Source organism: Dyella sp. CR10 (genome assembly GCF_055814425.1).
The window spans coordinates 1,081,691-1,106,346 of the sequence record NZ_CP185986.1; the positions used below are offsets into that span (position 1 = coordinate 1,081,691).

25 protein-coding genes and 1 pseudogene are annotated in these 24,656 nt (G+C 67.5%); 16 read left to right on the plus strand and 10 right to left on the minus strand.

Going from position 1 to position 24,656, the window contains the following annotated elements:
• Positions 1–133 precede the first annotated feature (133 nt).
• A complete protein-coding gene (locus tag ACNR9O_RS05025; RefSeq protein ID WP_473682360.1) occupies positions 134–268 on the minus strand; it encodes a hypothetical protein in 135 nt (44 codons plus the stop codon).
• Positions 269–283: 15 nt separating this feature from the next.
• Between ACNR9O_RS05025 and ACNR9O_RS05030 the strand changes: the two genes are divergently transcribed.
• The gene (locus ACNR9O_RS05030) at positions 284–1,915 is read left to right on the plus strand and encodes a WG repeat-containing protein (protein WP_473682359.1); all 1,632 of its coding nucleotides are present in this window, start codon (positions 284–286) and stop codon (positions 1,913–1,915) included.
• An 84-nt stretch (positions 1,916–1,999) separates the two neighbouring features.
• On the opposite strand, the gene ACNR9O_RS05035 is transcribed toward ACNR9O_RS05030, so the two are convergent.
• Positions 2,000–2,326, minus strand: a complete 327-nt coding sequence (locus ACNR9O_RS05035; protein ID WP_473700744.1) for a GIY-YIG nuclease family protein — start codon at positions 2,324–2,326, stop codon at positions 2,000–2,002.
• 119 nt (positions 2,327–2,445) lie between these two features.
• Here ACNR9O_RS05035 and ACNR9O_RS05040 point away from each other — a divergent pair, with 119 nt between their 5' ends.
• The 3 genes from ACNR9O_RS05040 (at position 2,446) to ACNR9O_RS05050 (ending at position 3,746) form a co-directional block, all read left to right on the plus strand.
• Complete coding sequence (locus ACNR9O_RS05040; RefSeq protein ID WP_473682357.1) at positions 2,446–2,787, plus strand: zinc ribbon domain-containing protein YjdM; 342 nt, start codon at positions 2,446–2,448, stop codon at positions 2,785–2,787.
• Positions 2,788–2,901: 114 nt separating this feature from the next.
• Positions 2,902–3,270, plus strand: coding sequence for a hypothetical protein (locus ACNR9O_RS05045; protein ID WP_473682356.1), 369 nt, complete (start codon positions 2,902–2,904; stop codon positions 3,268–3,270).
• A gap of 101 nt (positions 3,271–3,371) precedes the next feature.
• Entirely contained in the window at positions 3,372–3,746 is a 375-nt protein-coding gene (locus ACNR9O_RS05050; RefSeq protein WP_473682355.1) for a hypothetical protein, read from the plus strand.
• Positions 3,747–3,808: 62 nt separating this feature from the next.
• Here the strand turns inward: ACNR9O_RS05050 and ACNR9O_RS05055 are convergent, their stop codons facing one another.
• Together ACNR9O_RS05055 and ACNR9O_RS05060 are read right to left on the minus strand one after the other, a co-directional pair.
• A complete protein-coding gene (locus ACNR9O_RS05055; RefSeq protein WP_473682354.1) occupies positions 3,809–4,309 on the minus strand; it encodes a VOC family protein in 501 nt (166 codons plus the stop codon).
• A 218-nt stretch (positions 4,310–4,527) separates the two neighbouring features.
• Positions 4,528–4,929, minus strand: a complete 402-nt coding sequence (locus ACNR9O_RS05060; protein WP_473682353.1) for an ExbD/TolR family protein — start codon at positions 4,927–4,929, stop codon at positions 4,528–4,530.
• A gap of 204 nt (positions 4,930–5,133) precedes the next feature.
• On the opposite strand from ACNR9O_RS05060, the gene ACNR9O_RS05065 reads away from it, so the two are divergent.
• Positions 5,134–5,958 (plus strand): DUF3014 domain-containing protein, encoded by an 825-nt coding sequence (locus ACNR9O_RS05065; RefSeq protein ID WP_473682352.1) that lies wholly within the window; start codon positions 5,134–5,136, stop codon positions 5,956–5,958.
• Positions 5,959–6,134: 176 nt separating this feature from the next.
• A complete protein-coding gene (locus ACNR9O_RS05070; RefSeq protein ID WP_473682351.1) occupies positions 6,135–7,352 on the plus strand; it encodes a multidrug effflux MFS transporter in 1,218 nt (405 codons plus the stop codon).
• A gap of 1 nt (position 7,353) precedes the next feature.
• Here the strand turns inward: ACNR9O_RS05070 and ACNR9O_RS05075 are convergent, their stop codons facing one another.
• Complete coding sequence (locus ACNR9O_RS05075) at positions 7,354–7,851, minus strand: hypothetical protein (RefSeq protein WP_473682350.1); 498 nt, start codon at positions 7,849–7,851, stop codon at positions 7,354–7,356.
• Between the two features lie 188 nt (positions 7,852–8,039).
• On the opposite strand from ACNR9O_RS05075, the gene ACNR9O_RS05080 reads away from it, so the two are divergent.
• The 3 genes from ACNR9O_RS05080 (at position 8,040) to ACNR9O_RS05090 (ending at position 9,703) form a co-directional block, all read left to right on the plus strand.
• A complete protein-coding gene (locus ACNR9O_RS05080; protein WP_473682349.1) occupies positions 8,040–8,642 on the plus strand; it encodes a 2'-5' RNA ligase family protein in 603 nt (200 codons plus the stop codon).
• 80 nt (positions 8,643–8,722) lie between these two features.
• The gene (locus ACNR9O_RS05085) at positions 8,723–9,493 is read left to right on the plus strand and encodes a class I SAM-dependent methyltransferase (RefSeq protein ID WP_473682348.1); all 771 of its coding nucleotides are present in this window, start codon (positions 8,723–8,725) and stop codon (positions 9,491–9,493) included.
• 42 nt (positions 9,494–9,535) lie between these two features.
• A complete protein-coding gene (locus ACNR9O_RS05090) occupies positions 9,536–9,703 on the plus strand; it encodes an oxidoreductase-like domain-containing protein (protein ID WP_473682347.1) in 168 nt (55 codons plus the stop codon).
• Here the strand turns inward: ACNR9O_RS05090 and ACNR9O_RS05095 are convergent.
• Complete coding sequence (locus ACNR9O_RS05095; protein ID WP_473682345.1) at positions 9,700–10,755, minus strand: HDOD domain-containing protein; 1,056 nt, start codon at positions 10,753–10,755, stop codon at positions 9,700–9,702. The genes ACNR9O_RS05090 and ACNR9O_RS05095 overlap by 4 nt on opposite strands.
• 177 nt (positions 10,756–10,932) lie before the next feature.
• Between ACNR9O_RS05095 and ACNR9O_RS05100 the strand changes: the two genes are divergently transcribed.
• On the plus strand, positions 10,933–11,928 hold the full coding sequence (locus tag ACNR9O_RS05100; RefSeq protein ID WP_473682344.1) for an LLM class flavin-dependent oxidoreductase: 996 nt from the start codon (positions 10,933–10,935) through the stop codon (positions 11,926–11,928).
• Between the two features lie 101 nt (positions 11,929–12,029).
• On the opposite strand, the gene ACNR9O_RS05105 is transcribed toward ACNR9O_RS05100, so the two are convergent.
• The gene (locus ACNR9O_RS05105; protein WP_473682343.1) at positions 12,030–12,860 is read right to left on the minus strand and encodes a DUF72 domain-containing protein; all 831 of its coding nucleotides are present in this window, start codon (positions 12,858–12,860) and stop codon (positions 12,030–12,032) included.
• A gap of 143 nt (positions 12,861–13,003) precedes the next feature.
• On the opposite strand from ACNR9O_RS05105, the gene ACNR9O_RS05110 reads away from it, so the two are divergent.
• The gene (locus ACNR9O_RS05110; protein WP_473682342.1) at positions 13,004–13,984 is read left to right on the plus strand and encodes a TolB family protein; all 981 of its coding nucleotides are present in this window, start codon (positions 13,004–13,006) and stop codon (positions 13,982–13,984) included.
• A 15-nt stretch (positions 13,985–13,999) separates the two neighbouring features.
• Here ACNR9O_RS05110 and ACNR9O_RS05115 read toward each other — a convergent pair whose 3' ends face one another.
• Complete coding sequence (locus ACNR9O_RS05115) at positions 14,000–14,785, minus strand: phosphatase PAP2 family protein (protein WP_473682341.1); 786 nt, start codon at positions 14,783–14,785, stop codon at positions 14,000–14,002.
• 151 nt (positions 14,786–14,936) lie between these two features.
• Between ACNR9O_RS05115 and ACNR9O_RS05120 the strand changes: the two genes are divergently transcribed.
• The 4 genes and pseudogenes from ACNR9O_RS05120 (at position 14,937) to ACNR9O_RS05135 (ending at position 19,028) form a co-directional block, all read left to right on the plus strand.
• A complete protein-coding gene (locus tag ACNR9O_RS05120) occupies positions 14,937–16,586 on the plus strand; it encodes a serine hydrolase (RefSeq protein ID WP_473682340.1) in 1,650 nt (549 codons plus the stop codon).
• Positions 16,587–16,657: 71 nt separating this feature from the next.
• Positions 16,658–18,286 carry an alpha/beta hydrolase gene (locus tag ACNR9O_RS05125; RefSeq protein ID WP_473682339.1) on the plus strand — a complete coding sequence of 543 codons (1,629 nt, stop codon included), beginning with the start codon at positions 16,658–16,660 and terminating at the stop codon, positions 18,284–18,286.
• A 200-nt stretch (positions 18,287–18,486) separates the two neighbouring features.
• A pseudogene (locus tag ACNR9O_RS05130) lies at positions 18,487–18,636 on the plus strand (DUF3761 domain-containing protein); the annotation flags it as partial.
• Positions 18,637–18,845: 209 nt separating this feature from the next.
• Positions 18,846–19,028 (plus strand): hypothetical protein, encoded by a 183-nt coding sequence (locus tag ACNR9O_RS05135; RefSeq protein ID WP_473700706.1) that lies wholly within the window; start codon positions 18,846–18,848, stop codon positions 19,026–19,028.
• Between the two features lie 127 nt (positions 19,029–19,155).
• Here the strand turns inward: ACNR9O_RS05135 and ACNR9O_RS05140 are convergent, their stop codons facing one another.
• Entirely contained in the window at positions 19,156–21,084 is a 1,929-nt protein-coding gene (locus ACNR9O_RS05140; RefSeq protein WP_473682338.1) for a CocE/NonD family hydrolase, read from the minus strand.
• A 216-nt stretch (positions 21,085–21,300) separates the two neighbouring features.
• Between ACNR9O_RS05140 and ACNR9O_RS05145 the strand changes: the two genes are divergently transcribed.
• A complete protein-coding gene (locus tag ACNR9O_RS05145) occupies positions 21,301–22,179 on the plus strand; it encodes an AraC family transcriptional regulator (RefSeq protein ID WP_473682337.1) in 879 nt (292 codons plus the stop codon).
• Here ACNR9O_RS05145 and ACNR9O_RS05150 read toward each other — a convergent pair.
• Positions 22,176–24,635 (minus strand): DUF3772 domain-containing protein, encoded by a 2,460-nt coding sequence (locus tag ACNR9O_RS05150; protein ID WP_473682336.1) that lies wholly within the window; start codon positions 24,633–24,635, stop codon positions 22,176–22,178. The two genes, ACNR9O_RS05145 and ACNR9O_RS05150, sit on opposite strands and share 4 nt — an antisense overlap.
• Positions 24,636–24,656: the final 21 nt, after the last annotated feature.

A 24,656-nucleotide genomic window follows, 5' to 3' on the forward strand; every position in this document is an offset into this window, starting at 1 on the left:
CTTTATTCCATACAACCGGCGATATGCCCGGCTTTATGGGCGAAAAGTACAAGAACTTCAGGCATTTCCGAGTGAGCGAGGGCGCGGCGGGGTGGGTTGTAGAGGGAAAAGTCCCCGTCACCCTGGGTGGGCGTCACAGGTTTTCGTAGGAAGTTGCTTTAAGCTTTGTCTGATCGATGACGAGGATGTCGCGGCGCCCGCCGCCGCGCCCGCCATCGACGCGGCGACCGCAAGCGCTCGCCGCAGGGATCGACACCAACACTGGCATGGGAGCCACATCGATATGACCCCGACCCGTTATTCCATTCTCGCGGCGAGCCTCGCCGCGCTGCTGCTCAGCGCCTGTGGTCCCGGCGACAAGCCATCCGCCAAGGAAGAGACCGCCGCGGCCGCGCCCAAGGCACCCGCCCCGGCGGCCTTCAACGTCGCGCTCTGCCTCAACGACCACTGCGGTCTGGTCGATCAGGCCGGCGGCATGCTGGTGCCGTTCGAGAACGACTACGACAGCTTTTCGTCCTTCGTGATGCACGACACCGCGCTGGTCAAGAAAAACGAGCAGTGGCAACTGCTCGACGCCAAGACCAAGGCGCCGATCAAGATGCTCGAAGGCGACGTCTACAACGCCGTGCCGGGTTACTTCGGCTTCGAGCGCGACGGCAAGGTCGGCCTGATGGACTACAAGGGCAACGAAGTGCAGGCACCGCGCTTCGACCAGCTCTATACCGGCGGCGAGGACCAGTACATCGGCTTCGACATCGGCGAGAAGCGCGGCCTGCTCGATACGCATGGCAAATTGCTCACCGACGCGCTCTACGACAGCGCGGAGGTACGTGACGACTTCGACCAGCGCGGCGGCCTCGTAGCGGCCGAGCGCGGCGAGACACGCTGGGTGATCGATCTGAAGAACGGCGCGCAGAAGGAAGTGCCGTACGAGCGCCTGGGCAAGCTCTACGACGGCCACATGGTCGCGTCGGTGGTCCTGGCCAACAAGAGCGGCCTGGCCGATGCCTCCGGCGCGCTGGCGATCCCGCTGAAGTACGAGTGGCTGGGTGAACCCGGCGAAGGCCTGGTGGCATTCCGCGAGAAGGGCGACAGCTGCGGTTACATGGATTACCAGGGCAAGGTGGTGATCGAGCCGCGTTTCATCAGCTGCCACGCGTTCGGCAAGAAAGGCGCATTCGTGAAAGAGCACACGGCCGACGGCGGCGTGGGCAAGGCGGGCTTCATCGATCGCTCTGGCGCGTGGATCGTCCAGCCGACCTACGCCGACGTGGGCGAGGCCGAGCACAGCGTACTGGGCATGATCGGCTACGTGCCCGGCTACAACGCGATCTACAAGGAGACCGGTCCGCTCAGTTACGACGTGGGCCTGTTCGACACCAATCAGGGGCGCGAGCTGCTCGCGCCGGGCTTCCAGCAGGTGGGTGTGTTGACACCCGATCGCCTGCTGTTCAGTCCGAAGAATGCGCCGATGCTCGATTTCAGTTTCCTCGGCCAGGCCAACAAGGTGCCGGCGGTAGGCCTGATGGATGCCGGCGGCAAGGTGTTGCTGAAGCCGGAGCGCTTCATCAACCTCACGCTGGACAAATCCGGTCGCTACATCGTCGGTACGGATGGCGCGGAGCGGCCGCGCGAGGCGCTGTACGACCTCGACGGCAAGGAGCTGATCGCGCCGCAATGGCACAAGCTGGTGGTCGATCTGGAGAACGCGGTGGTGTTCGGCTACGAGGTCGAAGGCATGGGCGACGACGAAGTACGTCACCTCAAGGCCGCCTACGATCTCGCCGGTAAGCCGCTGTTCGTGGTCAAGCGCACCGAATGCGGCGCGGAACAGCTGGTGGACGGCGCAGGCAAGACGGTATGGCCGCAGGACCTGAAGCCGTATTGCGCCGCGGACGCAGGCAAAGCTGGCTGAGGCGCGTAAACCCGCACCTTGAGGAAAGGGATGGTGAGGATTCGGACGGAGCTCGACACGGATCGGCGTCGCTCCGCCGTACCCTCATCCGTTCAAAGGCACCTTCTTCAGAGAGGGAGGTGCCGCATCGGAGGCTGTCGCCGGCGTCTCGCCATCCGCCTGCAGGAACGCGATCTTTTTCCCCTTCGGCAACTGCTTGATCGACCATTCCGCGCGCGACGCGGCGGCGCGGTCCGGAAACGCCCTGGCGCCGAGCAGCCGCTGCGGCGGATGCGAGCGCGTGTAGCGCGCGCCCTTGCCCTCGAGGTGCGCACGGTAGCGAGCTTCCAGATCGTTGGTGATACCGGCGTAGTAGGAGCCGTCGCGGCATTCGATCAGATAGAGATACCAGGGGCGTTCGGCGCAGGACACGTGGCGGACAGGCAGCGGGGCTGGCGCGATGGTAGCCAAGCCTGCGGCATCGTGCGCGCGGAGCCGGGCGGGGCGGGCGGCTATAATCGTCAGCCCTTTGCCTTTGCTGGAACCGTGCCATGTCCGACATCCCCGCCTGCCCGATCTGCGGCATGGAGAACACCTATCCGGATGGCGACAACTTCGTCTGCGCGGACTGCGGCCACGAATGGCCGGCCGCCGGCGTGGCGTCGGACGAGGAAACCATCGTGGTGCGCGACGTCAACGGCAACGTGCTCAATGGCGGCGACACCGTGGTGGTGATCAAGGACCTGAAGGTCAAAGGCTCGTCCATCCCGCTGAAGCAGGGTACGGTGATCCGCAACATCCGCCTGGTAGACGGCGATCCGGAACACATCGAAGGTAACTCGGACAAGATCAAGGGCCTGGTGCTGAAGGTGTGTTTCCTGCGCAAGGCTTGAGGGCCGGTCCAAGGCTCGTGGGAAAGCGCGTCCGGTCACGGAACCGGTGCTCAAGAAATCCCGGCGGCTGCCGATAGGCGGTGGAACCCACCGCCGGCCGGAGGCCGCCCATCCATGCAGAAAACGCCCACCCGCTGGACCAATCATCGCGTCGACTGGGATGACGAACGCCTGTCCGCGCTGCTCAAGAAGACCGAGAGCTGGACGCTGGACAACCGCGGCAGCCAGGCGCAGCAGGCCGTGCAGCTGCACGTCGGCTGGGGCGCATCCACGGGGCGCCACGCGATGCTGGTGTGGGAACGCGAGCAGGCCGTGGTGCTGCTGACGGATTTCGTCATCCCCACCGGCGAGCACGTGCGCATCGACCGCTATGCGGGCGAGGACGTCCGCAGCGCCTGGGGCATGGTGATCGACGGGCGCGCCGGTTTCCGCGCCGAGGATCGCCAGAGCGGGGCGTGGGTGCATTGGGTACACCTGCGCTGAGAGACACCCGCCGAGCGTGGCGGTGAAACGCGGCACGCGTTCACCCAAAATCCCCGAGAAGGCGGCAAAATCGGCCCATCCTGTTCCGCCGGTGCCAGCGAATGAGCTTCCACAAGCCGCCGTCCAAGTGGGAATCCAACAAGGTCGACTGGAACGACCCTGATCTCCAGGCGCTGCTGCAGCGCTCGGAGAGCTGGACCCTGGACAACCGCGGCAGCTTCAGCCGGCAGGACGTCGAGCTGCACGTCGGCTGGGGCGCCGGCAGCGGACGGCCCGCCGTGCTGGTATGGGAGCGCGGCCAGGCGCTGGTGGTGGAAACGCGGTTCCCGCTCGCCAAGGAGGAGCCGGTGCGCATCGACCGGCATACACCGGCCGGCCTGCGCAGCGCGTGGGGCGTGGTCGCCGACGGGCGCAAGGGCACGCGCAGTGAAGACGAAGCGCAAGGCATCTACGTGCACTGGGTGCACCTGCGTTGATGCGCCGGTTTCATGCCCCCGCGGGGACATGAAACAGAAGCCCTGCTGCTCGCGACGTTTCTTCAGGCCTCGGCCGCCTCGAAGATCTTGTCCAGCTCGATCTTCTTCATCTGCATCACCGCGCCCATGGCGCGCTGCGCCTTGCCCTGGTCCGGGCCGGTCATCAGCTCCAGCAACTGCTCGGGCACGATCTGCCAGGACAGGCCGTAGCGATCCTTCAACCAGCCGCAAGCCTGTGCCTTCGGGTCGCCGCCGTCGGAGAGGCGATTCCAGAAGTGATCCACTTCCTTCTGCGAGCGGCAATGCACGACCAGCGAGAGCGCTTCGTTGAACTTGAACAGCGGGCCGCCGTTGAGCGCGGTGAACGGCTGGCCGTCCAGCTCGAAGGCCACCACCATCACGTCGCCTTCCTTGTTTCCGGAGGCCTGGGCGACCTCCTTGGTGTAGCGCGAGACATGCGTGATGCGCGAGTTCTCGAAGATGGAGATGTAGTGGTTCACCGCCTCCTCGGCCTGGCGGTCGAACCAAAGAAACGGGGTGATGCGCTGGAATCGGGTGCTCATGGCTCGGGTCCTCTCGTCGGGGGTGGATGAAGAAGGGGGCCGGCCCGCAACGGGCCGGAGGGCATTCCCATCCAGGCGACGAACGGGCGCGCCGGGAATCGACACGGCGCCACGGAAACTTTTGCGATCCTGCCGCCATGCTGGGCGAGTTGGCGTGAAAGCACGAAGGGCGACGCATCCGGCGTCGCCCTGCGCCGATCATGCCTGGCGACGTCTGGTCAGGGTGTCGCGTCGAAATCGATGCCGCCCAGGCCTTGCGCTTTCACATCGGCGAGCACGCGGGCGACCGCCTCATAGGCGGCGCCGTCCGCGACGCGGATCGACAGGCGTGGCGGCGAAGCCTGCTGTGCGGCGACGGCCAGTTCGGCGCGCAGCTGGGTCCGATCGACCGGCACATCGTTCCAGTACAGCGATCCATCCGCGCGGATGGCCACCCGTATCGGATCGACCTGCGGCTCACGCTGGCTGTGGCCGGGATACGGCAGGTCGATGCCGGTGCGATGCGTCACTACCGGCGCGGTGATCATGAAGATGATGAGCAGCACCAGCAGCACGTCGATCAGCGGCGTGACATTGATGGTGGAGATGGCATTGCTGTGGGCACGCGCAGAGAAAGCCATGGTTCTTCCTCCTGGACGAAGCGGCGATGTGGGAACTGCTCTGGACCGCGGCCGATGGGGGAATGCCGCGGCGCTTGCAGGTTACTGCGGCGGGTAAGCGCGTCGCCATGGGGGGCGATACGGCCATCGGAGGCGCCGACGGGATGAACCATCGGGACATCGGCCAGTCTCATCTCACTGGCAGTGAAGATCGAGGATGGTGCAGTGAAGAAAGATCGACAGACTTCGTTCGGCGCGTGGCTGGTGGCCGTGGTCGTAGTGGCGGGCGCGATCGCAGCGGGCGTGTTCCTCTGGCGCAAGGGGTTGCAAGGTCCTGCCGCGGAAGCGCCGGCGCCGGCTTCTGCGGCGACTTCCGCCGCGCCCGCGGCGGCCGCATCGGCGATCCGCCACCCCATCGCGGATGCCGCTCCGGCGCCGGCTTCCACCGCGCCACTGCCCGCTCTCGGCGGCAGCGACGGTATGGTGGCGGACGAACTGGCGCGGCTGGGCGGCGACGATCTCGCCGGTCTGCTCCTGCGGCAACAGATTATTCCGCGCATCGTCGCCACGGTGGATGCGCTGCCGCGCCGTGGCGTCGCCACACGCATCCTGCCGCTGCGCACGCCCGCCGGTGCGTTCGCGGCGGACACGCAGGCCACGGGCGCGACGATCGCGGCGCGCAATGCCGAGCGCTACGCGCCGTACATGCGCGTGGTCGATGCGGTGGATGCCGGGCAGGCCATCGCCTGGTATGTGCGTTATTACCCGCTGTTCCAGCAGGCGTATCGCGAGCTGGGTTATCCGCGCGGCTACTTCAACGACCGGCTGGTCGCCGCGATCGATGACATGCTCGCCACGCCGGCCGTGCCGCAGCCGATCGCGCTGGTGCGCACGGAGACGTACTACCAGTTCGCCGATCCTTCGCTGCAGGGACTCTCGGCGGGGCAGAAGCTGTTACTGCGGATGGGGCCGGACAATGCGGCGAAACTGAAGGCCCGGTTGCGCGAGATCCGTGCCGCGCTGGTCGGGCACGGCCCCGTGCACGGTTGAAGGCGATCTCGTGTAGAGTGAAGGAAGTCAGCGCCACGCAAGGTGGCGCTGACAGCGGGCTTGAATTCAAGAACTCATTAGTTCAATAATTCACCCCTCCGTCGGCATCCGCATTTTCCGCGCACGCCGGCCCGACCGCCCGCCAGGCCGGTCTCCCATCGCAAGGACATACCCCCATGCAATCCCGGTTCTTCGGGGCGGCGCTGATTCTCGGCCTGCTTTCGGCGATAGGCCCCTTCGCCATCGACATGTATCTGCCCGCGCTGCCGACCATCCGCGAGGCACTGCACACGGACGTGGACACCGCGCAGATGAGCCTGATGGCCTTCTTCGGCGCGGTCGGCCTCGGCCAGCTGGTCTATGGCCCCGTATCGGACATGGTCGGGCGCAAGCTGCCCATCTACTTCGGCCTGGTCGTGTTCGGTCTGGGCAGCATCGGCTGCGCGATGGCGAACGACGTGCATACGCTGATTCTGTTCCGCGCCGTGCAGGGCCTGGGCGCCTGTGCCGGCATGGTGGTGCCGCGCGCCGTGGTGCGCGACATGCACACCGGCCACGACGCGGCGCGCCTGATGTCGCTGCTGATGCTGGTGTTCAGTGTGTCGCCGATTCTCGCCCCGCTCACCGGCAGCCTGGTGATCAAGCTGGCCGGCTGGCGCGGCATCTTCTGGACGGTGGCCGGCGCGGCTGCGCTCGGCCTGGTGTTGGCGGCGACGGCGCTGAAGGAAACGCGGCCGCCCGAGGCGCGCGTGAACAGCAGTTTCGCCAGCGCGCTTAGCGCCTACGGCACTCTGCTGCGCGACCGGCACTATCTGGGCCTGGTCTTCATCTGTTCGTTCGGCGTGGCCAGTTTCTTCGCCTATGTCGCCAATTCGTCGTTCGTGCTGATCGATCACTACGGACTGTCGCCGATGCTGTACGGCATGGCGTTCTCGGTGAATGCGGTGTCCTTCATCGGAGCGGCGCAGTTCACCGGCAAGCTGGGCAAGCGGTACGGGCTGGCGCGTCTGGTGCGCACCGCCGTGGTGGGCTACTGCGTGGTGATGGTGGGGCTGTTCGGGCTGCAGCTGGCCGGCGTGGACAACCTCGGCGTGATGATGGCGCTGCTGTTCGTCGGCTACGGTTTCCTGGGCCTGGTCATGCCCAGCTCGGCGGTGCTGGCGCTGGAGGACCACGGCAAGATCGCCGGCACCGCCTCGGCGCTGCTGGGCACGTTCCAGTTCGCCACCGGCGCATGCGTGATCGCCGTGCTGGGGCATTTCCTTGATGGCAGCGCGCGGCCGATGCTCGGTGGCATCGCCGTCTGCTCGATCATGGCGCTGCTGCTGGCGCAGGCGACGCTGCGCCAGAAGCGCTCTCACGTGGCGGAAGCCGCGACCGGCGAGGCCGACTGACTCAAGTCAGCGCCGTGTGCGCATGAAACGGCAGCATGGTGGCGCCGGTGCGCGCCACCGCCGGCTCGGCCATTTCGAGCTGATCCTTGCTGCCGTCCAGCACGACCAGGATGTGGCCGGTGGCCAGTTCGCCGCAGAACTTCCGGTGGATCACATCCGGCACTTCGCTGCCGATCAGCGCGCCGGTCCAGCCGCCCACCGCGGCACCGGCTACCGCGGCGAAGCCGGCGGTCACCAGCGGCACGCCCAGTGGCGGCACCGCCGCGGCGACCAGGCCGAGCATCAGGCCGGCACCGCCGCCGCAGGCCACGCCGCGAAGCGCCGACGGCACGAAATCGGTGCGCCCGGCCATGCGGTGGTCCGGGATCTGCGCCAGCTCGATATCGTCGCGTGCCACCAGGCAGATGTCGTTGTCATCGATGCCGGCATCCCGCGCGGCCTGCATGGCGGCGCGCGCGGCATTCACGTCCGGGGTGCTGAAGACGCAGCGGTTTTTCATGACGACCTCCCGCCGCCGTCGGGCGGCTTGCCGCGCGGCGGTCGTCCAGGTCGCCGCCGCATAGCGGGGCTTTTCCAAGCTTATTTTTCGCCTGGGCGGGTGATGGTTGCGTGGGCTTGTTGTTATTGCCGCGTACGGTGCGCGCCGATGCGCTAAGGTGCGCGCCATGCACGTCTACGACCGCCACGATGCCGCACGTATTTGACGCTCCCCAGCTGGATCTGCTCGGCGGCCAGGCCGAACCGGCGCAGACCCATCGCCTGTTCTTCGCGCTGATGCCGGACGAGGCGACGAGCGTTGCCTTCGCCCGCGCCGCCGACGCGCTGAAGGCCGGGCATCCAGGCTTGCGCGCCCGCTGGGTGGCGCCGACGCGTTATCACGCCACCATGCATTTTCTCGGCGACTATCCGATGCTGCGTGATGACATCGTGCGCGCGGCGAAGCAGGCGGGCGATGGGCTGCGCGGCGCGGCATTCGATTGGGCGCTGGACTACGTTGCCACGTTCCACGGTCGCGAGCCGCCGTGCGTGCTGCGTTCCACCGACGTGCCGGCGCCGCTGGGCGAGTTGTGGGAGCGGTTGCGCGAAGGCCTGATCCGCGCCGGGCAGGGCGCGCACCTGTCGCGCGTCTTCACCCCGCACGTCACCCTCGGCTACAGCCGCGGCGGCATGCTGCCGTCCACGCCGATCGAGCCGATCCGCTGGCCGGTGACGCGGCTGGCGCTGATTCACAGCGTGGTCGGACGAGGGGATTACCAGACCCTGCAGGCTTGGACGTTGCCGCCTTCCTGACGGGGATGCCGAAAGTCACGCCGCCACGCGCGCGCGCGTCGGCGCACAATGCCGCACCCAACCTTCCGCGGAGTTCCGTCATGCGTAAGACCGTTCTCGCTGCGTTGATCGCCCTCGCGTTGCCGCTCACAGCCGCCGCGCAGGCGCCGAAGCCGGCCGGCGCCGCCGTGCCCTCGAATATTTCCGCCGCGCTCGCCGATCCGGCACGCAAGGCGGATGCCGCGATCGATGCGCGCCGCAGAGGCGGCGAGCTGCTGGCGTTCGCGCAGGTCAAGCCTGGGCAGAGCGTGGTGGATCTGATTCCCGGCGGCGGCTATTTCACGCGACTGTTCAGCGCCGCCGTCGGCAGCAACGGGCATGTCTATGCGGTGTGGCCGAACGAGTACGCGCAGGAAGCCGAGTCGGACGTGAAGGCTTCCAAGACGCTGGCGGCGCAGCCGCACTACAAGAATGTCAGCGTGCTGCTGCAGCCAGCCAATCAGCTGAGCGTGCCGCATCCGGCGGATGTCGTTTTCACCTCGCAGAACTACCACGACTATCCGGACAAGTTCATGGGCAGCATCGATCCGGCCGTGCTCAACAAGCAGGTGTTCGACGCGCTCAAGCCCGGCGGCGTGTACGTGATCGTCGACCATGTGGCGGAAGCCGGTTCGGGCATGCGCGATGTCGACACGCTGCACCGCATCGACCCGGCCATCGTGCGCAAGCAGGTCGAAGCCGCCGGCTTCGTGTTCGACGGCGAGAGCGATCTGCTGCGCAACCCGGCCGATCCGCACAACATCAAGGTCTTCGACAAGTCGATCCGCGGTCGCACCGATCAGTTCGTGTACCGCTTCCGCAAGCCGGGCTGAGCCTTGGCAGAGGAAACCGGCCAGCATGCGTCGGAAGGGGGTATGCCTTCCGACGATCCGCGTCCGGCCAAGCCGATCGAGCCGGACGCGCTCGATTGCTGCGGCGAGGGTTGCGTACCCTGCGTTTACGATCTCTATGAGGAAGCGCTGGAGCGCTACAAGGCGGAGCTCGCCGCCTGGCTGAAGCGCCATCCGGACGCAAAGCCCTAGCGCGTCGCGGCGCCGAACTGGTGCTGCAGATCCTGCTGGCAGCGCGCTACCTGCGCCGGCGCGAAACGATCCGGCCAGGCCTGGCTGAGATCGGGGCAGGTATCGATCACGCGGTGGTCGCTCAGCAATTGCGCCATCGACAGATAGTGCGCCACGTGCAGCGTGCGGCCCAGCGGCGTGGGGGTGTCCGGCGTCTCCTCCTGCGCGTGCTCCAGCAGAGCCTGGATGACCGTGTCGGGCAGTTCCCAGTGCCGCGCCGCACGCAGCGTCAGTTGCGCGCTCAGCCGCGCGCAGCTTTCCAGGAAGGCAGGGCTGAGGGTTTCCGGTGTATCGACGTCTTCCATGCTCAGCAAGTGGATCACCGCGCCGGTGCCGGTGTTGCTGACCACGCCGGCGAGATAGGCGGCGAACGCATCGCAGCCGGCGAACTTGCCCAGAAAAGCGCTGGCCTGCGCGCAGCGCTCGGCGTGATCCCACAGCCGCTGGCCCGCGACCAGTCCATGCGCGCCGGCACTGGCCTGCAGGATCGGCTTCATCATGTGCTGGGTCACCACGCGGCGCAGGCCGTCCTGGCCGAGCAGCACCACGGCGTGCTGCAGGCTCTGGATCGAATGCAAGGTGCGGTAATAGATGCTGCGACTGACCCGCATCACCTCGCCGACCAGCATGGGGTCGCGGCCGACCAGCCGCGCCAGTTCCGCACCGGCGACGTCGTCGTTCTTCAGCGCGTGCAGCAGCTGCGGCAACACCGCGGGCAGGCGTGGCAGGCTGCGCACGTCGAAGCGCTCGGCGACGATCTGCAAGCGTCGCAGCAGCGCCGCTTCGCCGGCATTGGCGCCGGGGCGCCCGTCCGGCAAGCCGAGCATGAAGCGCTGGAAGCGGCCGGCCAGTGCATCGAGGTCCGCATGCGGCATGGCTGCGATGGGTGATGGCGCCGCGATGGCGCGAGCGGAAGGCGTGCGCGACGGCGGAGGCCAGTCCGACAGCGTGCGCGTTGCCGGATGCGCGACGGCAGCGGGCCGGGCGGCGAAGAAGCGCCTTAGCCATTGCATCGTGTGGTTCCCCCGATAACCGCAATACGGTCTCCCGTGGGGGTTATCGGCAGCCCGGGCGAAATCTGTAAGGCCGATTTTCTGTACTGCCGAGCGCGGCACAGTTTCTGTACCGATGGGGCTGGGAATGGCCGCAAGCGTCCCCAGATGAAAGGCTTCGTTCGTGAAGGAAGCCCCATGATTCCGTTTTCCGTCCTAGATCTGGCACCGGTCACCCAAGGTCATACGCCGGCCCAGGCTTTCGCCAACAGCCTCGATCTGGCCCGCCTGGCCGAGCGTCTGGGATATCAGCGCTACTGGTTGGCCGAACACCACAACATGCCTGGCATCGCCAGCGCGGCGACCTCGGTGCTGATCGGCCACATCGCGGGCGGCACGTCGACGATCCGCGTGGGCGCCGGCGGGATCATGCTGCCCAACCACGCGCCGCTGCAGGTGGCCGAGCAGTTCGGCACGCTGGCTTCGCTGTATCCCGGCCGCATCGACCTGGGGCTGGGTCGCGCGCCCGGTACCGATCAGCCGACCGCGCGAGCGCTGCGCCGCTATTACGAAAGCGCCGAGGCCTTCCCCGAGGACGTGCAGGAGCTGCTGATGTACTTCGAGCCGGCACAACCTGGCCAGCCCGTGCGCGCGGTGCCCGGCGCGGGCATCGACGTGCCGGTGTGGATTCTCGGTTCGAGCCTGTTCGGCGCGCGCCTGGCCGCGGCGCTGGGTTTGCCGTACGCGTTCGCTTCGCATTTCGCGCCGGATGCGATGGACGAGGCGCTGGCGCTGTACCGGCGCGACTTCCGTCCGTCGGCGCGGCTGGCGCATCCGCACGCGATGTTGGGCATCAATGTGGTGGCGGCCGAAAGCGATGCGGAAGCGCGGCGGTTGTTCACGACGCAGCAGCAGAGTTTCATCAATCTGCGTCGTGGGATGCCGGGGCTGATTCCGCCGCCGATCGACGATATCGAGAGTTACTGGACGCCGACGGAGAAGTTTGGCGTGGAGCGTGCGTTGGCGTGCTCGGTGGTTGGCGATGCGCGCATGGTGCGCGAGGGGTTGCTGGCGTTCATCGGGCGCCATCGGCCGGATGAGCTGATGATTACGGCGAATGTGTTCGACCATGCGCTGCGGCGGCGGTCGTATGAGATGGTGGCCGAGGTGCGGGAGGCGTTGGCGGAAGCATGATCCGGCGGTCGCGTAGGTTGGGGTAAGCCGAAGGCGAACCCCACCACGGCAGATATCTTGAGGGCGGCGAACATTGAGGTTCGCCTTCGGCTCACTCCAACTTACGGCCGATCGACTCTTTCCTGCAGCGCCATCGCCGCGGCCGGATTGCGATGCTTGGCTGCGCTGATGAAGTAGATGAAGGCGTCGCGGGGCGTCTGTTTCGGCAGCGGGTCGGCTGCATGCGGCAGTTCCGGAAGATCCTCGCCCTGCGCCAGGCGTCGTGCGCGTTCGGCCCAGGTATCCAGCGCGTCATTCGTATAGCCGGTGGCGATCTCGTCCGCGCTGCGCATCAGGCGTGCGTAGCTGAAATCGCCGGTGAGATCGGCGAGGTTCGGATAGTCGGGCGAGTCGGTGTACACCGTGGGGATGCGATGTGCGCGCGCCAGCGTCACGTAGGCGTCGCTGACGAAGCTGCGGTGACGCACTTCCAGCACGTGCCGCAGCGGGGCGCCGTTCAATTCGCGTGGCAGCAGGTCGAGAAACGCGGCCAGGTCGTCGGCATCGAACGGTCGCGACGGCGGCAGCTGCCACAGGAGCGGGCCGAGGCGATCGCCCATCTCCGCCAGGCCGCCGTGCACGAAACCGTCGATGCCTTTGCCGGCGGCGGCCAGGCGCTTGCCTTCGGTGACGTAGCGCGGGGCCTTCAGCGAGAACATGAAACCGGCGGGCGTTTCCGCCGCCCACCGGCCGTAGGTTTCGGCCTTCTGCGCGCCGTAGTAGGTGCCGTTGATCTCGATCGCGCGCAGGTGGCGGCTGGCGTATTCCAGTTCGCGCCGCTGCGGCAGGCCGTCGGGATAGAAGTTCTTGCGCCAGGGCGCATAGTTCCAGCCGCCGATGCCGACGCGGATGCGTTCGGCGCGAGGGCTGGCTTGGCTGAAGAGATCGTCCATCGGCATGGTCGTGGGCGCTGCGCGGCGGGCCATCATGCCATGGGGCAACGTGAATCGCCGGTCGTGACTTCAGGCACGCGCCGGCGCGCGCGGCGAAGCGTATCCAGGCGCATCGCCGGTCCGGCGCCCCACCGAGGTCATCCATGAAGCCGCTTGCTTGCGCCTTGCTGTCGTCGGCTCTGTGCATGGCGGCATCCGCCATGGCCGAGACGCGGGAGCCACTCCCGGAAATCTTCGCCCCCGGTGTCATTTCAGGTCCGGCCAATGAAGACTCGGTGGCATTCTCGCCCGATGGCCACACCGTATTCTTCGACCGCATCAGCTGGCCCAACGCGGTGATCCTGGAGTCGCACAAGATCGGCCATGCCTGGTCGGAACCGCGGATCGCGCCGTTCTCCGGGCAGTGGCTGGATCACGACCCGGCGATTGCGCCGGATGGATCGTTCATCGTGTTCACGTCCAACCGCCCCGACACGCCCGGCGGCAAGGCGCTGGATGCGGTGATGGCCAGCGGCAAGGTGCAGCCGGGCGCCGGCGGACACCTGTGGCGCGTCGACCGCAAGGGCGACGGCTGGGGCGAGCCGGTGCGGCTGCCCGATGCGGTCAACAGCAGCTCGCGCACGTATGCGCCGAGTATTGCCGCCGACGGCAGCGTGTACTTCCAGCGACCGGGCGACGACGACGAATTCCGCCTGTATCGCACGCAGTACAAGGACGGCACCTATCAGTCGCCCGAGCCGGTGGCGCTGGGCGATTCGGCGGCGCACAAGCTCGATCCCGCCATCGCGCCGGACCAGTCGTTCATCGTGTTCGACGCGGATTTCGCCGGCAAAGGCAAGCCCGACCGTCTCTACATCGCGTTCCGCGAGGGCAATGGCTGGGGCGTGCCGATCGACCTGGGCGATACGGTGAATGTCGGCGACCCATGGGGTTCGCACCTGGGGCCGGATGGCCGCACGCTCTACTTCAGCAGCCATCGCTCCGAGCAGGTGAGCTACCCGCGTACGCCGGAGCAGGCCGAGCGCGATCTGGCGCGCATGCAGGCGTGGGACAACGCGAGCGAGAACATCTGGTCGGTGTCGCTCGCACCATGGCTGGATGGGCGAGCGAAGAGCTCACGCTGACGCCACGCTCGCGATTCAGGCCGCGGCGCGCAGGCGCAGGTTTTCCGCCATGCCGATGCACAGCAACAGCCAGAGCGTGCCGAAGGCGTAACCGGCCATCACGTCGCTGAAATAGTGCACCTGCAACAAGATACGGCTGATGCCGATGCCGCCGATCAGCAGCATCGCACCGGCGATCACCGCGCGATGCCAGCGCGGCGGCAGCAGGCGCAGCAGCACATAGGCGAGCATGCCGTAGAACACCACCGAACCGAGCGCATGGCCGCTGGGGAAACTCCAGCCGGCCTCGGTGACGAAGCCGTGGTCGTGCAGCGGGCGAGGGCGCTCGACGATCGCCTTGATACCGCTGGTGAGCGGCATGATGCCGATCTGAGCGATCGCCCATACGCCGGCCAGCCCCCATTCGCGACGCAGCAGCAGGACCAGCAGCGTCAGGGTCGCCATCGTCGCCACCCATGGCGTGCCGCCGAGCTGGGTGAACATGGCAAGCGCACGCAGCACCGCGGGAGGCAAGTGCGCACGCAGCTGCTCGGCGAGGGCACCGTCGAATGCGGCCAGCGTGCCCGGCTGGCCGACGCCGATCGCGTAGGCGATGCCGCCGAACACCACCAGCAGCACCAGCGCCAGCGCGAAACCGGTGTGGCGGCGCATCACCGGCGCAAGGCGCCGGCCGGCCTGCGCGGCGACGCGCAACCGCGCGCTGCGTTGCCAGGCCAGGTCGGCGGCGAGCAGTGCGAACAGCAGGACGAGTATCCATAGCGACAGGGCGTGGGCGGCGATCCAGTCCGGGCTCAAGAACATGCAGTCATCCAAGGCGTCACGGCGAAAGCGGCCATCATCCGGACTCGGCGGCGCTCCGTCGAGGCCGTGCCTGGGCCGGATGACTTCCAGCGCTGGCGCGGCGCGGGCTTTGCCGCGATAGTTGGCCGCTTCGAAACGCTGGAGCCCGTTGATGTCGCCGCGAATCCTGTCACTGGCCTGCTGCGCCGCGTTGTCCATCCTGGCCGCCCCGGCCTTCGCCCTGCCGGATTCGGCGCCGGAGATGGCACTGTCCGCTTCCGGAACGGCCGCGCTGCCCGCGCAGCTGCAGGACTTCCCCGCCTACGTCGACGGCGTGCGCAAACAGTTCGACGTGCCGGGCATCGCGGTGGCCATCGTCAAGGACGGCAAGGTGGTGCTGGAGCAGGGTTTCGGCGAGAAAGAAACCGGCAAGCCCGGCGCGGTGGATGCGCACACGCTGTTCGCCATCGCTTCGAACACCAAGGCTTTCACCGCCGCCGCGCTGCAGCAGCTGGCCGAGCAGGGCAAGCTGAAGATGGACGACCGCGTGATCGATCATCTGCCGTGGTTCCAGATGTCCGATCCGTACGTCACGCGCGAGATGCGCATCCGCGATCTGCTCGCGCACCGCAGCGGCCTCGGCTTGGGCGCCGGCGATCTCCTGTATTGGCCGCCGACCAAGTACACCACCAAGGAAGTCGTGCAGCGCCTGCGCGAGGTGCCGCTGGCGACCAGCTTCCGCAGCGCGTATGCGTACGACAACATCCTGTTCGCCGTGGCCACGCTGGTGATCGAGGAAGCGTCCGGCCAGAGCTACGCGGACTATGTGCGGGAGCATCTGTTCGCGCCGGCGGGCATGGACGAATCGCTGGTCGACATGACCTACCTCAAGCCGGGCATGGACGTGGCCATGGGCCACGCCAAATTCGATTTCAAGGATCTCAAGCCCGTGCCGCCGATGGCGTGGGTCAACAATCCCGGCGCCGGCGGCATCTACGCTAGCGTGCACGACCTGGCCAAGTGGATGAACGCGCAGCTCGCCGGCGGACGCCTGCCGGACGGCGCCGACGGCAAGGAGCGGCGGTTGTTCAAGGAAGACAGCCAGAAGCAGATGTGGTCGATGCTCACCCCGATGAAGATCGGCGAGCCGCCCGTGCCGGAACTGGCCGCCGTCAAGCCCAACTTCGCCGGCTACGGCGAGGGCTGGTTCCTGACCGACTATCGCGGGCAGCGCCTGGTGTGGCACACCGGCGGCTGGCCGGGCATGGTCTCGCGCCTCACCCTGGTGCCGGAACTGAAGCTCGGCGTGGTGGTGCTGACCAATCAGGAATCCGGCGCGGCCTTCAACGCGGTGACCTACCGTGTGCTCGATGCGTACATGGGCCGCGACAAGACCGATTGGACGGCCGCCTATGCCGCTGCCGTGAAGAAGTCCGAAGCCAAGGCCGACGACAGCTGGAAGAAACACGAAGCCGCGCGCGACAAGAACGGCAAGCTGTCGCTGGCGCCGGCCAAGTACGCCGGCACCTACCGCGATCCGTGGTACGGCGACGTCATCGTCGCGCAGGAAGGTGGCAAGCTGCGCCTGCGCTTCGGCAAGACGCCGCAGCTGGTGGGTACGATGACGCCGTGGCAGCACGACACCTTCATCGTGCGCTGGGACGACCGCTCGTTGAACGCGGACGCTTTCGTCACCTTCACGCTGGACGCCGACGGTGTCATCCGCGAAGTGCGCATGGAGCCGATCTCGCCGTTGACCGATTTCAGCTTCGATTTCCAGGACCTGCGCCTGGCGCCGGTGAAGAACGCGAAAGAAGGTTGATTCACGCACGGCGGCGCGACGGAAGCCCGCGCCGCCTTTTTTGCTCCGGCTTCCGCGCAGGGGAGACTGTCATGCTGTTTCGCCGTTCCGTCGCCGCCACGCTGCTGAGCTTCGCGCTCCTGGGCGGCACCGCGCAGGCGCGCAACGATGCGCCGCGCGCGCATCACTACGTTCCGGTGGAGTTGGGCGGCGCGCAGAACGCGCCGGTCGGCGGCCGCTTGCTGCTATTCGTCACTCGCGCCGACGCTGCCAAGGCGCAGGCCAAGGACGGCAAGGTCGACGAAGTCGACATCGATCCGCTGCATCCGGATCAGACGCTGGTAGCCGCGCGTGAAGTGACGCGCCTGGCGCCCGGCGACACGGTGACGCTCGATCCGGACGACCTGGCCTTTCCCGGTCCGCTCGCGCAGTTGCCGCCTGGCGATTACCTGATGCAGGCCGTGCTCGACGTCAACCACAACTACAACTACGGCGGACGCGGTGCGGGCGATGTGGTCAGCGAGGTGACGCCGCTGCATCTGCCGACGGCCGACCTGCCCGCGCTGAAGCTGGCCAGGACGCTCCCGGCGCGCGAGGCGTGGAGCTTGCCGCCTTCCGCGCCGCAGGCGTTGCGCGACGCCTTGCCCGCGACGCGCGAACACGCGAAGGCGATCGATGTCGTCAGTCCCGCGCTGTCGGCATTCTGGGGACGTCCGATCCATATGCGCGGCTGGGTGCTGTTGCCGCCGGACTACGACGCGAAGAAGGGCGAGCGCTATCCGGTGGTGTATTACACGCACGGTTTCGGTGGCGGTGGCGATCGTCTGTACGGTCCGATCGTCAACAGCTACGTGGCGATGAGCAAAGGCGAGATGCCGCCGATGATCTGGGTGTTCCTCGACGAGTCCAGTCCCACCGGCACGCACGAATTCGCCGACTCGGTGAATAACGGCCCGTGGGGCAAGGCTCTCACCGAAGAGCTGATTCCCTCGCTGGAGAAGCAGTACCGCATGGACGGCAAGGCGCAGGGGCGCTTCCTCAACGGCCATTCCTCCGGCGGCTGGGCCACCCTGTGGCTGCAGACGCGCTACCCGAAGATCTTCGGCGGTACCTGGTCCACCTCGCCGGACCCGAGCGACTTCCACGATTTCACCGGCGTCGATCTGTACGCACCGAACGCCAACGCCTACCGCAAGCCGGACGGATCGGCCAACCCGCTGATCCGCGACAAGGGCAAGGTGCTGGCCACCTTCGAGCAGTTCTCCCGGCTCGAACGCGTGCTCGGTCCGTACGGCGGCCAGATCGCCTCGTTCGAGTGGGTGTTCTCCCCGCGTGGTGAAGATGGACGTCCGCAGCCGATGTTCGACCGCGATACCGGTGTGGTGGATCCGGCGGTAGCGACGTACTGGATCGACCACTACGACATCGCCCATCGCCTGCAGAAGGAATGGCCGGCGTTGAAGCCGGACCTGGACGGCAAGATCCACCTGATCATCGGCACGGCCGACACTTTCTATCTGGATGGCGCGGCGCATCGCCTGAAGGCGGTGCTCGATGGCCTGCACGCGAAGGCGGAGGTGCGCTTCGTGCCGGACCGCACGCATTTCGATCTCTACGTGGAAGGCGGCGACCGCATCGCGCTGCTCAAGAAGATCACCTGGGAGATGTATGCGATCGCCCGCCCCGACGCCAAGCTAAACCCGGCTAAAGCCGCGCCGTAAAAGCTTGCGAAACGGCAGCATGAAAGATGAACGCGCCTTGCCGCAGGGCATGGCGCGTTCTTTTTTTTGATGCATAGTCGCGCCGCGTGCGCCGGTCGGCGCACTGGGCTTCGCGGCGTCGGGCGCATCGGTGCAGCCGCCGTGAAGGCAATGGAAAGTCATTCGCGTTGGAGGGAGTGGAAATGAAATCGTTCGTTTCGATGGCGGTGTTTGCGGCTTGTCTGCTGGCCGGGTCCGCGGCGTTCGCGCAGCAGGCGTCCGCGCCGGCCGGTTCCACCGGCCAATGCAAGGATGGTTCGTATACCGACCATGCCACCAAGAAGGGGGCTTGCTCCGGCCATAAGGGCGTGAAGGAGTGGTATGCGGCGGCGAATGCCGCGGCCGCGACCGCACCCGCCGCCGCTCCGGCAGCTCCGGCCGCCACACCTGCCGCGGCACCCGCTCCGCAAGCCGCGGCGCCGGCGCCGGCGCCGGCAGCGCCTGCCGCCGCTCCCGCGACGAAGAAGATGCCGCCGGCACCGCCGGCCGCCGCGGCGCCGGGTGGCGGCCCGGGCATGGTGTGGGTCAACTCGAGCAGCAAGGTCTATCACTGCCCGAGCGACAAGTGGTACGGCAAGACCAAGCAGGGCTCGTACATGAGCGAAGCCGACGCCAAGGCCAAGGGCTTCCATGGCGACCACGGCAAGACCTGCACGCCGTAATCGCGACGCGGAATATAAAGAAACAGCGCAGGTTGAGGTGAGCGCAGCGAACCTCAACGTCGCGGTACCAAAGCAAAAGGGGCTGGCGTTTCCGCCAGCCCCTTTTTTTGCGCCGCTGAATGATCGATGGTGCGATGTCGGGGTTCGCTGCGCTCCCCCCGACCGACGTCATTTGACCACCGGCAGACTGATCGAGCTGGCGGTACCGGGCGCGTGGAACACGCGCTGCGTGGCCTTCTGGTAGTCCGCGGGCTTGGCGTCGAAGATGTTCGGCACGAAGGTCTGCGGATTGCGGTCGTACAGCGGGAACAGCGTCGACTGCACCTGCACCATGATGCGATGGCCGGGCTGGAACACATGGTTCACCGTCGGCAGACCGAAACGGTACTGCAGCGGCTGGTCCGGCGTGATCGCCTGGGGATGCTCGAAGCTGGTGCGGTAGCGGCCGCGGAAGATGTCCAGCGACACCGGCAGTTCATAGCCGCCCATGTCCGGATCGGAGGCCACCGTGTCCGGATACACGTCGATCAGCTTGACCGCCCAGTCGCTGTCGGTGCCGCTGGTCGACGCGAACAGATTCACCTGCGGCGCGCCGCCCACATGCAGCGGTGCCTTCAGCGGTTCGCTGACATAGGTGAGCACGTCCGGACGGCCATCGACGAAGCGCTGGTCCATTACCAGCCAGCGCGTCCACGCGTCATGGTCGGCGAAATGCACCGGACGTGGCTGGTAGGGCACGGGCTTGGCCGGATCGGAGACGTATTCGTCGAACTTCGCCGCGCCGTCGGCCGGCGCGTCGAACGAGAGCTTGCCGCCGGCTTCCAGGTACAGCGACTTCGGCTTGCTGGCGCAGCCGCTGTCGCAGCTGAGCGGCCAGGACTTGTAGCGGTCCCAGCGGTTCTCGCCGGTGTTGTAGATCAGCACCGGCGGCGTGTTCGCCTTGGGCGCGCCGTCCACCAGGTACTGGTCGAAGAACGGCTTGAGCACGTCGCGGCGGAATTGCAGCGCGGTGTCGCCGTCCCACTTCAGCGGGCCCAGCGAGGTGCCGTCGTAGTTCACCTGGCTATGGCGCCACGGGCCCATCACCAGGAAGTTCTTGTCGTTGCCCTTGTCCTTGGGTTCGGTCGCTTCGTAGCTGTGGATGGCGCCCCACATGTCCTCCTGGTCCCACAGGCCTTGCAGCCACATGGTGGGCACCTTCAGCGGTTGCTGCGCCATGATCTTGTCCAGCGCCTGGCCCTGCCAGAAGGCGTCGTAGGCGGGATGCTCGTCGAGCTTCTTCCAGAACGGCAGCTGCTCGAAGCCGTTGGCGCGCGCGTAGTCGCCGGCCGAGCCGGCGTCGAGGAAGTTGCTGTAGTCGTCGTAGCCCTCGCGCGGTGCGCTCGAGCCCTTGCCCTTCTGCGCGGTCTGGCCGCGGATGTAATCGAAGTTGGTCTGGCGGTAGGCGCCATAGTGGAACCAGTCGTCGCCCATCCAGCCGTCGACCATGGGACTTTCCGGCGCGGCGACCTTCAACGCGGGATGCGGATTGATCAGCGCCATCACCACGGTGAAGCCTTCATAGGAGGAGCCGAGCATGCCGACCTTGCCGTTGGACTCGGGCAGGTTCTTCACCAGCCAGTCGATGGTGTCGTAGGCGTCGGTGGAGTGGTCGACCTCGCTGCTGTTCAGAGGGCCGCGCAGCGGACGGGTCATCACGTACTCGCCTTCGGAGCCGTACTTGCCGCGTACGTCCTGGAACACGCGGATGTAGCCGCCGCGCACGAACACTTCATCGCCTTGCGGCAACTGCGCGAGCATGCTCGGCGAGTCCAGCCGGGCGGCACGGCCGCTGGCGTTGTACGGCGTGCGCGTGAGCAGGATCGGCGCATGCCTGGCGCCTTTGGGAATCACGATCACCGTGTGCAGCTTCACGCCGTCGCGCATCGGGATCATCACGTCGCGCTTGACGTAGTCGTAGCCGGCGGCGGGCGCGTCGAACTTGGCGGGGATGTCCGGCGTGAGAGGCGCGGTCTGCGCGTGGACGGCACCGGCGCCGAGCGCAGTGACCAACGCGGCGGCGAGGAAGGACGGAGCGAACGGGCGGCGAATCGGCATGAAACCTCCGGGCAGGGCCGCAGAGCGCTCCGTCGCGGGCGGCATGGCTGAAAAAAAGAGATGAACACCGACTTTACGAGCCAGGGGCGAGCCTGCCCACCATGACTTCTTGCCTAGAGCGCTTGCGGCGGGCCATGTGCACTGCGCAGGATCGGAACCGCCGACGCCAACCGGCGCGGCGATGCTGGCCTTCCCGCCACCGCCCGGAGCCATGTCGTGAAAAGCCAGACCCGCAACCGTTATGTGCAGCGCATCGATCGCGCCGTCGCCCTGCTGGAGCAGGCGATCAACGCGGGCGAGGAACTGCCCGACCCGGCGCGCCTGGCCGAGGCCGCGCACCTGTCGCCGTTCCACTTTCACCGCGTGTATCGCGCTTTGACCGGCGAAACGCCGGGGAACACCGCCTTGCGCCTGCGTCTGCTGCGCGCGCTGCGCCTGCTGGCCGATCCGGTGCAGCCGGTCACCGACGCGGCGCTCGCGGTCGGCTACGAAACGCCGCAGGCGTTCGCGCGGGCATTCCGCCAGGCCTTCGGCGATACGCCGAGCGCACTGCGCGCCGACCCCGCGCGGCTGGCCGCGGCGATCGAGCAGTGCCGCCATGCGCCGGCCGAACAGCGCGTGCCCGCGCCGCCATTGCAGGTGGAAGTGACATCGGTGGAACCGTTCCGGGTGATCGCGCTGCGCAACCGCGGCGACTACGCGGATCTCGACCAGGCCTTCGTGCGCCTGTTCGGCTGGGCGGCGGAAAAGGGGCTGGTGGAGCGCATCGCCGGCATCTATGGCGTGCCGTACAGCGACCATCGCGACACGCCGCCGGACGACTTCGTCTTTGACAGCGCGCTCGCCTTCGATGCACTGGCCGAGCCGGGGCAGGGGCTATTCGCGCTCGAACTGGGCGGTGGCCGGTGGGCGCGCCTGCGCCACGTCGGCAACTACGACGGGATGGATGCGCTCACCGAACGGCTGCTGGCCGAATGGCTGCCGGACAGCGGGCATGAGTTGCGCGATACGCCGCTGTTCCATCACTACCTGGACGATCCGGAGCAGACGCCCGAGTCGATGCTGCGTTCGGACGTCTATCTGCCGTTGGCCTAGGAAGCTGGCTTCGGATCCTGCGGCTTCGCCGGCACGACGGTGACGGGCGCGGGATCGGGTGGCACGGGTGCCGACGGGCGGCGCAGCACCATGTCCTGCGGCGTGGACATCGGCAGCTGCGCCGTGGCGAGCTTGTCGAGCATGTCGAACAGCAGGTCGCTCTTCACCGCGGCAACTTCGCGCGGACTGCCGACATAGGCGGTACATACGAAGATCAGCGACTGGCCGTCGATAGTGTCCAGCTGCACGCTCGGCTTGGGCGTCTCGAGCGTGGAAGGGTGCTCGCCCATCACGCCCAGCAGCACCTTGCGCGCCTTGCCCGCCTCGGTGCTCAGCGGCATCGGCAGGCGGATCTGCACGCGGCCCAGCGCGCCGGCCTGGGTCACGTTGCGCACGTTCTGGGTGATCAGCTGCGAATTGGGCACGATCACGGTGGAGCGGTCGCCTTGCTGGATCTCGGTGGCGCGCACGTTGATGCGCTTGACGTCGCCTTCCACGCCCGCGCCGGGCAGGCTGATCCAGTCGCCCACTTTTACCGGACGCTCTGCCAGCAGGATCAGGCCGGAGATGAAGTTCTGCACGATCGCCTGCAGGCCGAAGCCGATGCCTACCGAGAGCGCCGAGGCGACCCAGGTGATGCTCTGCAGATTCACCTTCAGAGCGCCGAGCACCAGCACGAACACCAGCACGCCGCAGACGTAGCCGAGCAGGGTGACGATGGACATTTGCATGCCCGGCTCGAGCGCGGTCTTGGGCAGCAGTTGCTGCGACAGCCAGCGCCTGATCAGGCGCGTCGCCGCCACGCCGGCGGCCAGGATCACCGCTGCCGTGAAGATGTTGCCCGGGTCGATCGCCACCGTGCCGACCGTGCGTACGGCGAACAGCTGGCCGCCGCGGTTGAACAGTTCCTCGGGACCGGCGCCGTAGGGGGCCAGCAGCAGCGGGATCGCCAGCAACAGCAGGAACGCGCGGCTCAGGCCGGAGAGCACCACCGCCGTCTGCTCCAGCCGTATGGGCGATACGCCGAACGACTCCTGCATGCGCATGCCGGTGCGCGACTGCGGCGAGAACAGCGTTTCGAACAGGTCGTTGACCAGGTGCATCAGCAGATACACCGAGCCGACGATCACCCCGCCGGCAAGCATCTGGCGCGCCACGAAGAAGGCAAATGCGATGTAGCCGGTGAGCAGGCCCAGCCATACCAGGGCGACGCCGGCGAACGCCGCCGCTACCAGCAGGCCCACCCACAGCGGCCGCTTGCCCGGCACGGTGCCAGCCGCGAGCAATGCGCGCCGCGCACGGCCCATGCGCACCAGCGCAGCGGCGATCAGGCCGGCCACCAGCAGCGCGAGCAGGCCGTTGACCGCCACGGTAGCCGACAGCGACGCACCGATCTGCGCGGTGATGCGCTCAGCCAGGCCGAGCAGCAGGGTGCACCAGGCCAGCAGCGGCGGGAACGGGCGCAGGCGCCGCGCCAGGTCGTCGCTCAGCGCCGGCATGCGCCAGGACGGGCGGCCCGCGCTGAGCAGTGCGCGGCCCAGGCCGGCGATGTAGGCACTGGTCCAGGCGAGCACGACCATCGATACGGCGAGGCTGCCGATCTCCTCGCCCAGCGTGCCGTTCCAGTCCAGCGCGAGATAGAGCAGGTAAGCGGCGAAGCCGTAGGTGAGCGTAGTGCCCAGTGTGATGAACATGGCCAGCGCGCTGCGCCGCAGATGGCCGGCCGGCATGCGGTCGCTGGTCAGGCGCAGCAACACGCGTTCAAGCAAGCGGCGGCCGACGGCGAACAGCGCGATCGCCGCGGCCAGGCAGATGAAGAATGGCGTACGGTTGCCTGGTTGCCAGGCCTGGCTGGTGGCCGTCCACACATCCCGGCCGAGCTCGGCCAGGCCTGCGCCGTCATCCGGCGCGTTGCGCGACAGCGAGGCCCAGAAGGCGCGACTCAGCGGCGAGGAGGTGCGCTGGCTCAGCCGCGCCTCGAACAGCTGACGGCGCAATGCGGCGACCTGGTTGGCAAGCTGCAGGCTTTCGAGGCTGACCGTCTTGGCCTGCTTGATCTGCGCGTCCAGGTCGGCCTTGTCCTTGCCCAGCTGCTTGCGCTGATTGGCCACTTCCTGCGGTTCGGCCGGCTGGCCCTTCTCCGGGGCGGGCCCGAGCACGTCGAGCTTGGCCTTCAGTCCGTCCGCCTGCGGCGACAACAACGCCACCAGCTGATCGGCCTGCTGCTGCAGCGCCTGGGCACGCGTGCGCAGGTCCTGCAGGGCGGTGTCGCCGAGCTTGTCGGTCTTGGCCAGCACTTCCCTGAGCTGCTCGAGCTGGCCGTTGAGCTGGTCCACGCCTGGTGGAGCGGATGATGGGGCGGGGGCGGCGGTGTCCGGCGCGTCCTGGGCCAGGGTCAGGGAGCTGCCGCCGATGGCCAGCAGCAGGATCAGCACGGTGCGAAGCAGGATAGACATGGCGGCATGATCCGGACGCGC

Bases quoted from the DNA above. Each gene is read 5' to 3' on its own strand.
- ACNR9O_RS05125 (WP_473682339.1), top strand. From the start codon at position 16,658: ATGCTGTTTCGCCGTTCCGTCGCCGCCACGCTGCTGAGCTTCGCGCTC.
- ACNR9O_RS05090 (WP_473682347.1), top strand. From the start codon at position 9,536: ATGCCTTCCGACGATCCGCGTCCGGCCAAGCCGATCGAGCCGGACGCG.
- ACNR9O_RS05070 (WP_473682351.1), top strand. From the start codon at position 6,135: ATGCAATCCCGGTTCTTCGGGGCGGCGCTGATTCTCGGCCTGCTTTCG.
- ACNR9O_RS05050 (WP_473682355.1), top strand. From the start codon at position 3,372: ATGAGCTTCCACAAGCCGCCGTCCAAGTGGGAATCCAACAAGGTCGAC.
- ACNR9O_RS05045 (WP_473682356.1), top strand. From the start codon at position 2,902: ATGCAGAAAACGCCCACCCGCTGGACCAATCATCGCGTCGACTGGGAT.
- ACNR9O_RS05120 (WP_473682340.1), top strand. From the start codon at position 14,937: ATGTCGCCGCGAATCCTGTCACTGGCCTGCTGCGCCGCGTTGTCCATC.
- ACNR9O_RS05140 (WP_473682338.1), bottom strand. From the start codon at position 21,084: ATGCCGATTCGCCGCCCGTTCGCTCCGTCCTTCCTCGCCGCCGCGTTG.
- ACNR9O_RS05095 (WP_473682345.1), bottom strand. From the start codon at position 10,755: ATGCAATGGCTAAGGCGCTTCTTCGCCGCCCGGCCCGCTGCCGTCGCG.
- ACNR9O_RS05110 (WP_473682342.1), top strand. From the start codon at position 13,004: ATGAAGCCGCTTGCTTGCGCCTTGCTGTCGTCGGCTCTGTGCATGGCG.
- ACNR9O_RS05030 (WP_473682359.1), top strand. From the start codon at position 284: ATGACCCCGACCCGTTATTCCATTCTCGCGGCGAGCCTCGCCGCGCTG.
- ACNR9O_RS05150 (WP_473682336.1), bottom strand. From the start codon at position 24,635: ATGTCTATCCTGCTTCGCACCGTGCTGATCCTGCTGCTGGCCATCGGC.
- ACNR9O_RS05100 (WP_473682344.1), top strand. From the start codon at position 10,933: ATGATTCCGTTTTCCGTCCTAGATCTGGCACCGGTCACCCAAGGTCAT.
- ACNR9O_RS05025 (WP_473682360.1), bottom strand. From the start codon at position 268: ATGCCAGTGTTGGTGTCGATCCCTGCGGCGAGCGCTTGCGGTCGCCGC.
- ACNR9O_RS05040 (WP_473682357.1), top strand. From the start codon at position 2,446: ATGTCCGACATCCCCGCCTGCCCGATCTGCGGCATGGAGAACACCTAT.
- ACNR9O_RS05055 (WP_473682354.1), bottom strand. From the start codon at position 4,309: ATGAGCACCCGATTCCAGCGCATCACCCCGTTTCTTTGGTTCGACCGC.
- ACNR9O_RS05080 (WP_473682349.1), top strand. From the start codon at position 8,040: ATGCCGCACGTATTTGACGCTCCCCAGCTGGATCTGCTCGGCGGCCAG.
- ACNR9O_RS05105 (WP_473682343.1), bottom strand. From the start codon at position 12,860: ATGGACGATCTCTTCAGCCAAGCCAGCCCTCGCGCCGAACGCATCCGC.
- ACNR9O_RS05060 (WP_473682353.1), bottom strand. From the start codon at position 4,929: ATGGCTTTCTCTGCGCGTGCCCACAGCAATGCCATCTCCACCATCAAT.
- ACNR9O_RS05085 (WP_473682348.1), top strand. From the start codon at position 8,723: ATGCGTAAGACCGTTCTCGCTGCGTTGATCGCCCTCGCGTTGCCGCTC.
- ACNR9O_RS05115 (WP_473682341.1), bottom strand. From the start codon at position 14,785: ATGTTCTTGAGCCCGGACTGGATCGCCGCCCACGCCCTGTCGCTATGG.
- ACNR9O_RS05075 (WP_473682350.1), bottom strand. From the start codon at position 7,851: ATGAAAAACCGCTGCGTCTTCAGCACCCCGGACGTGAATGCCGCGCGC.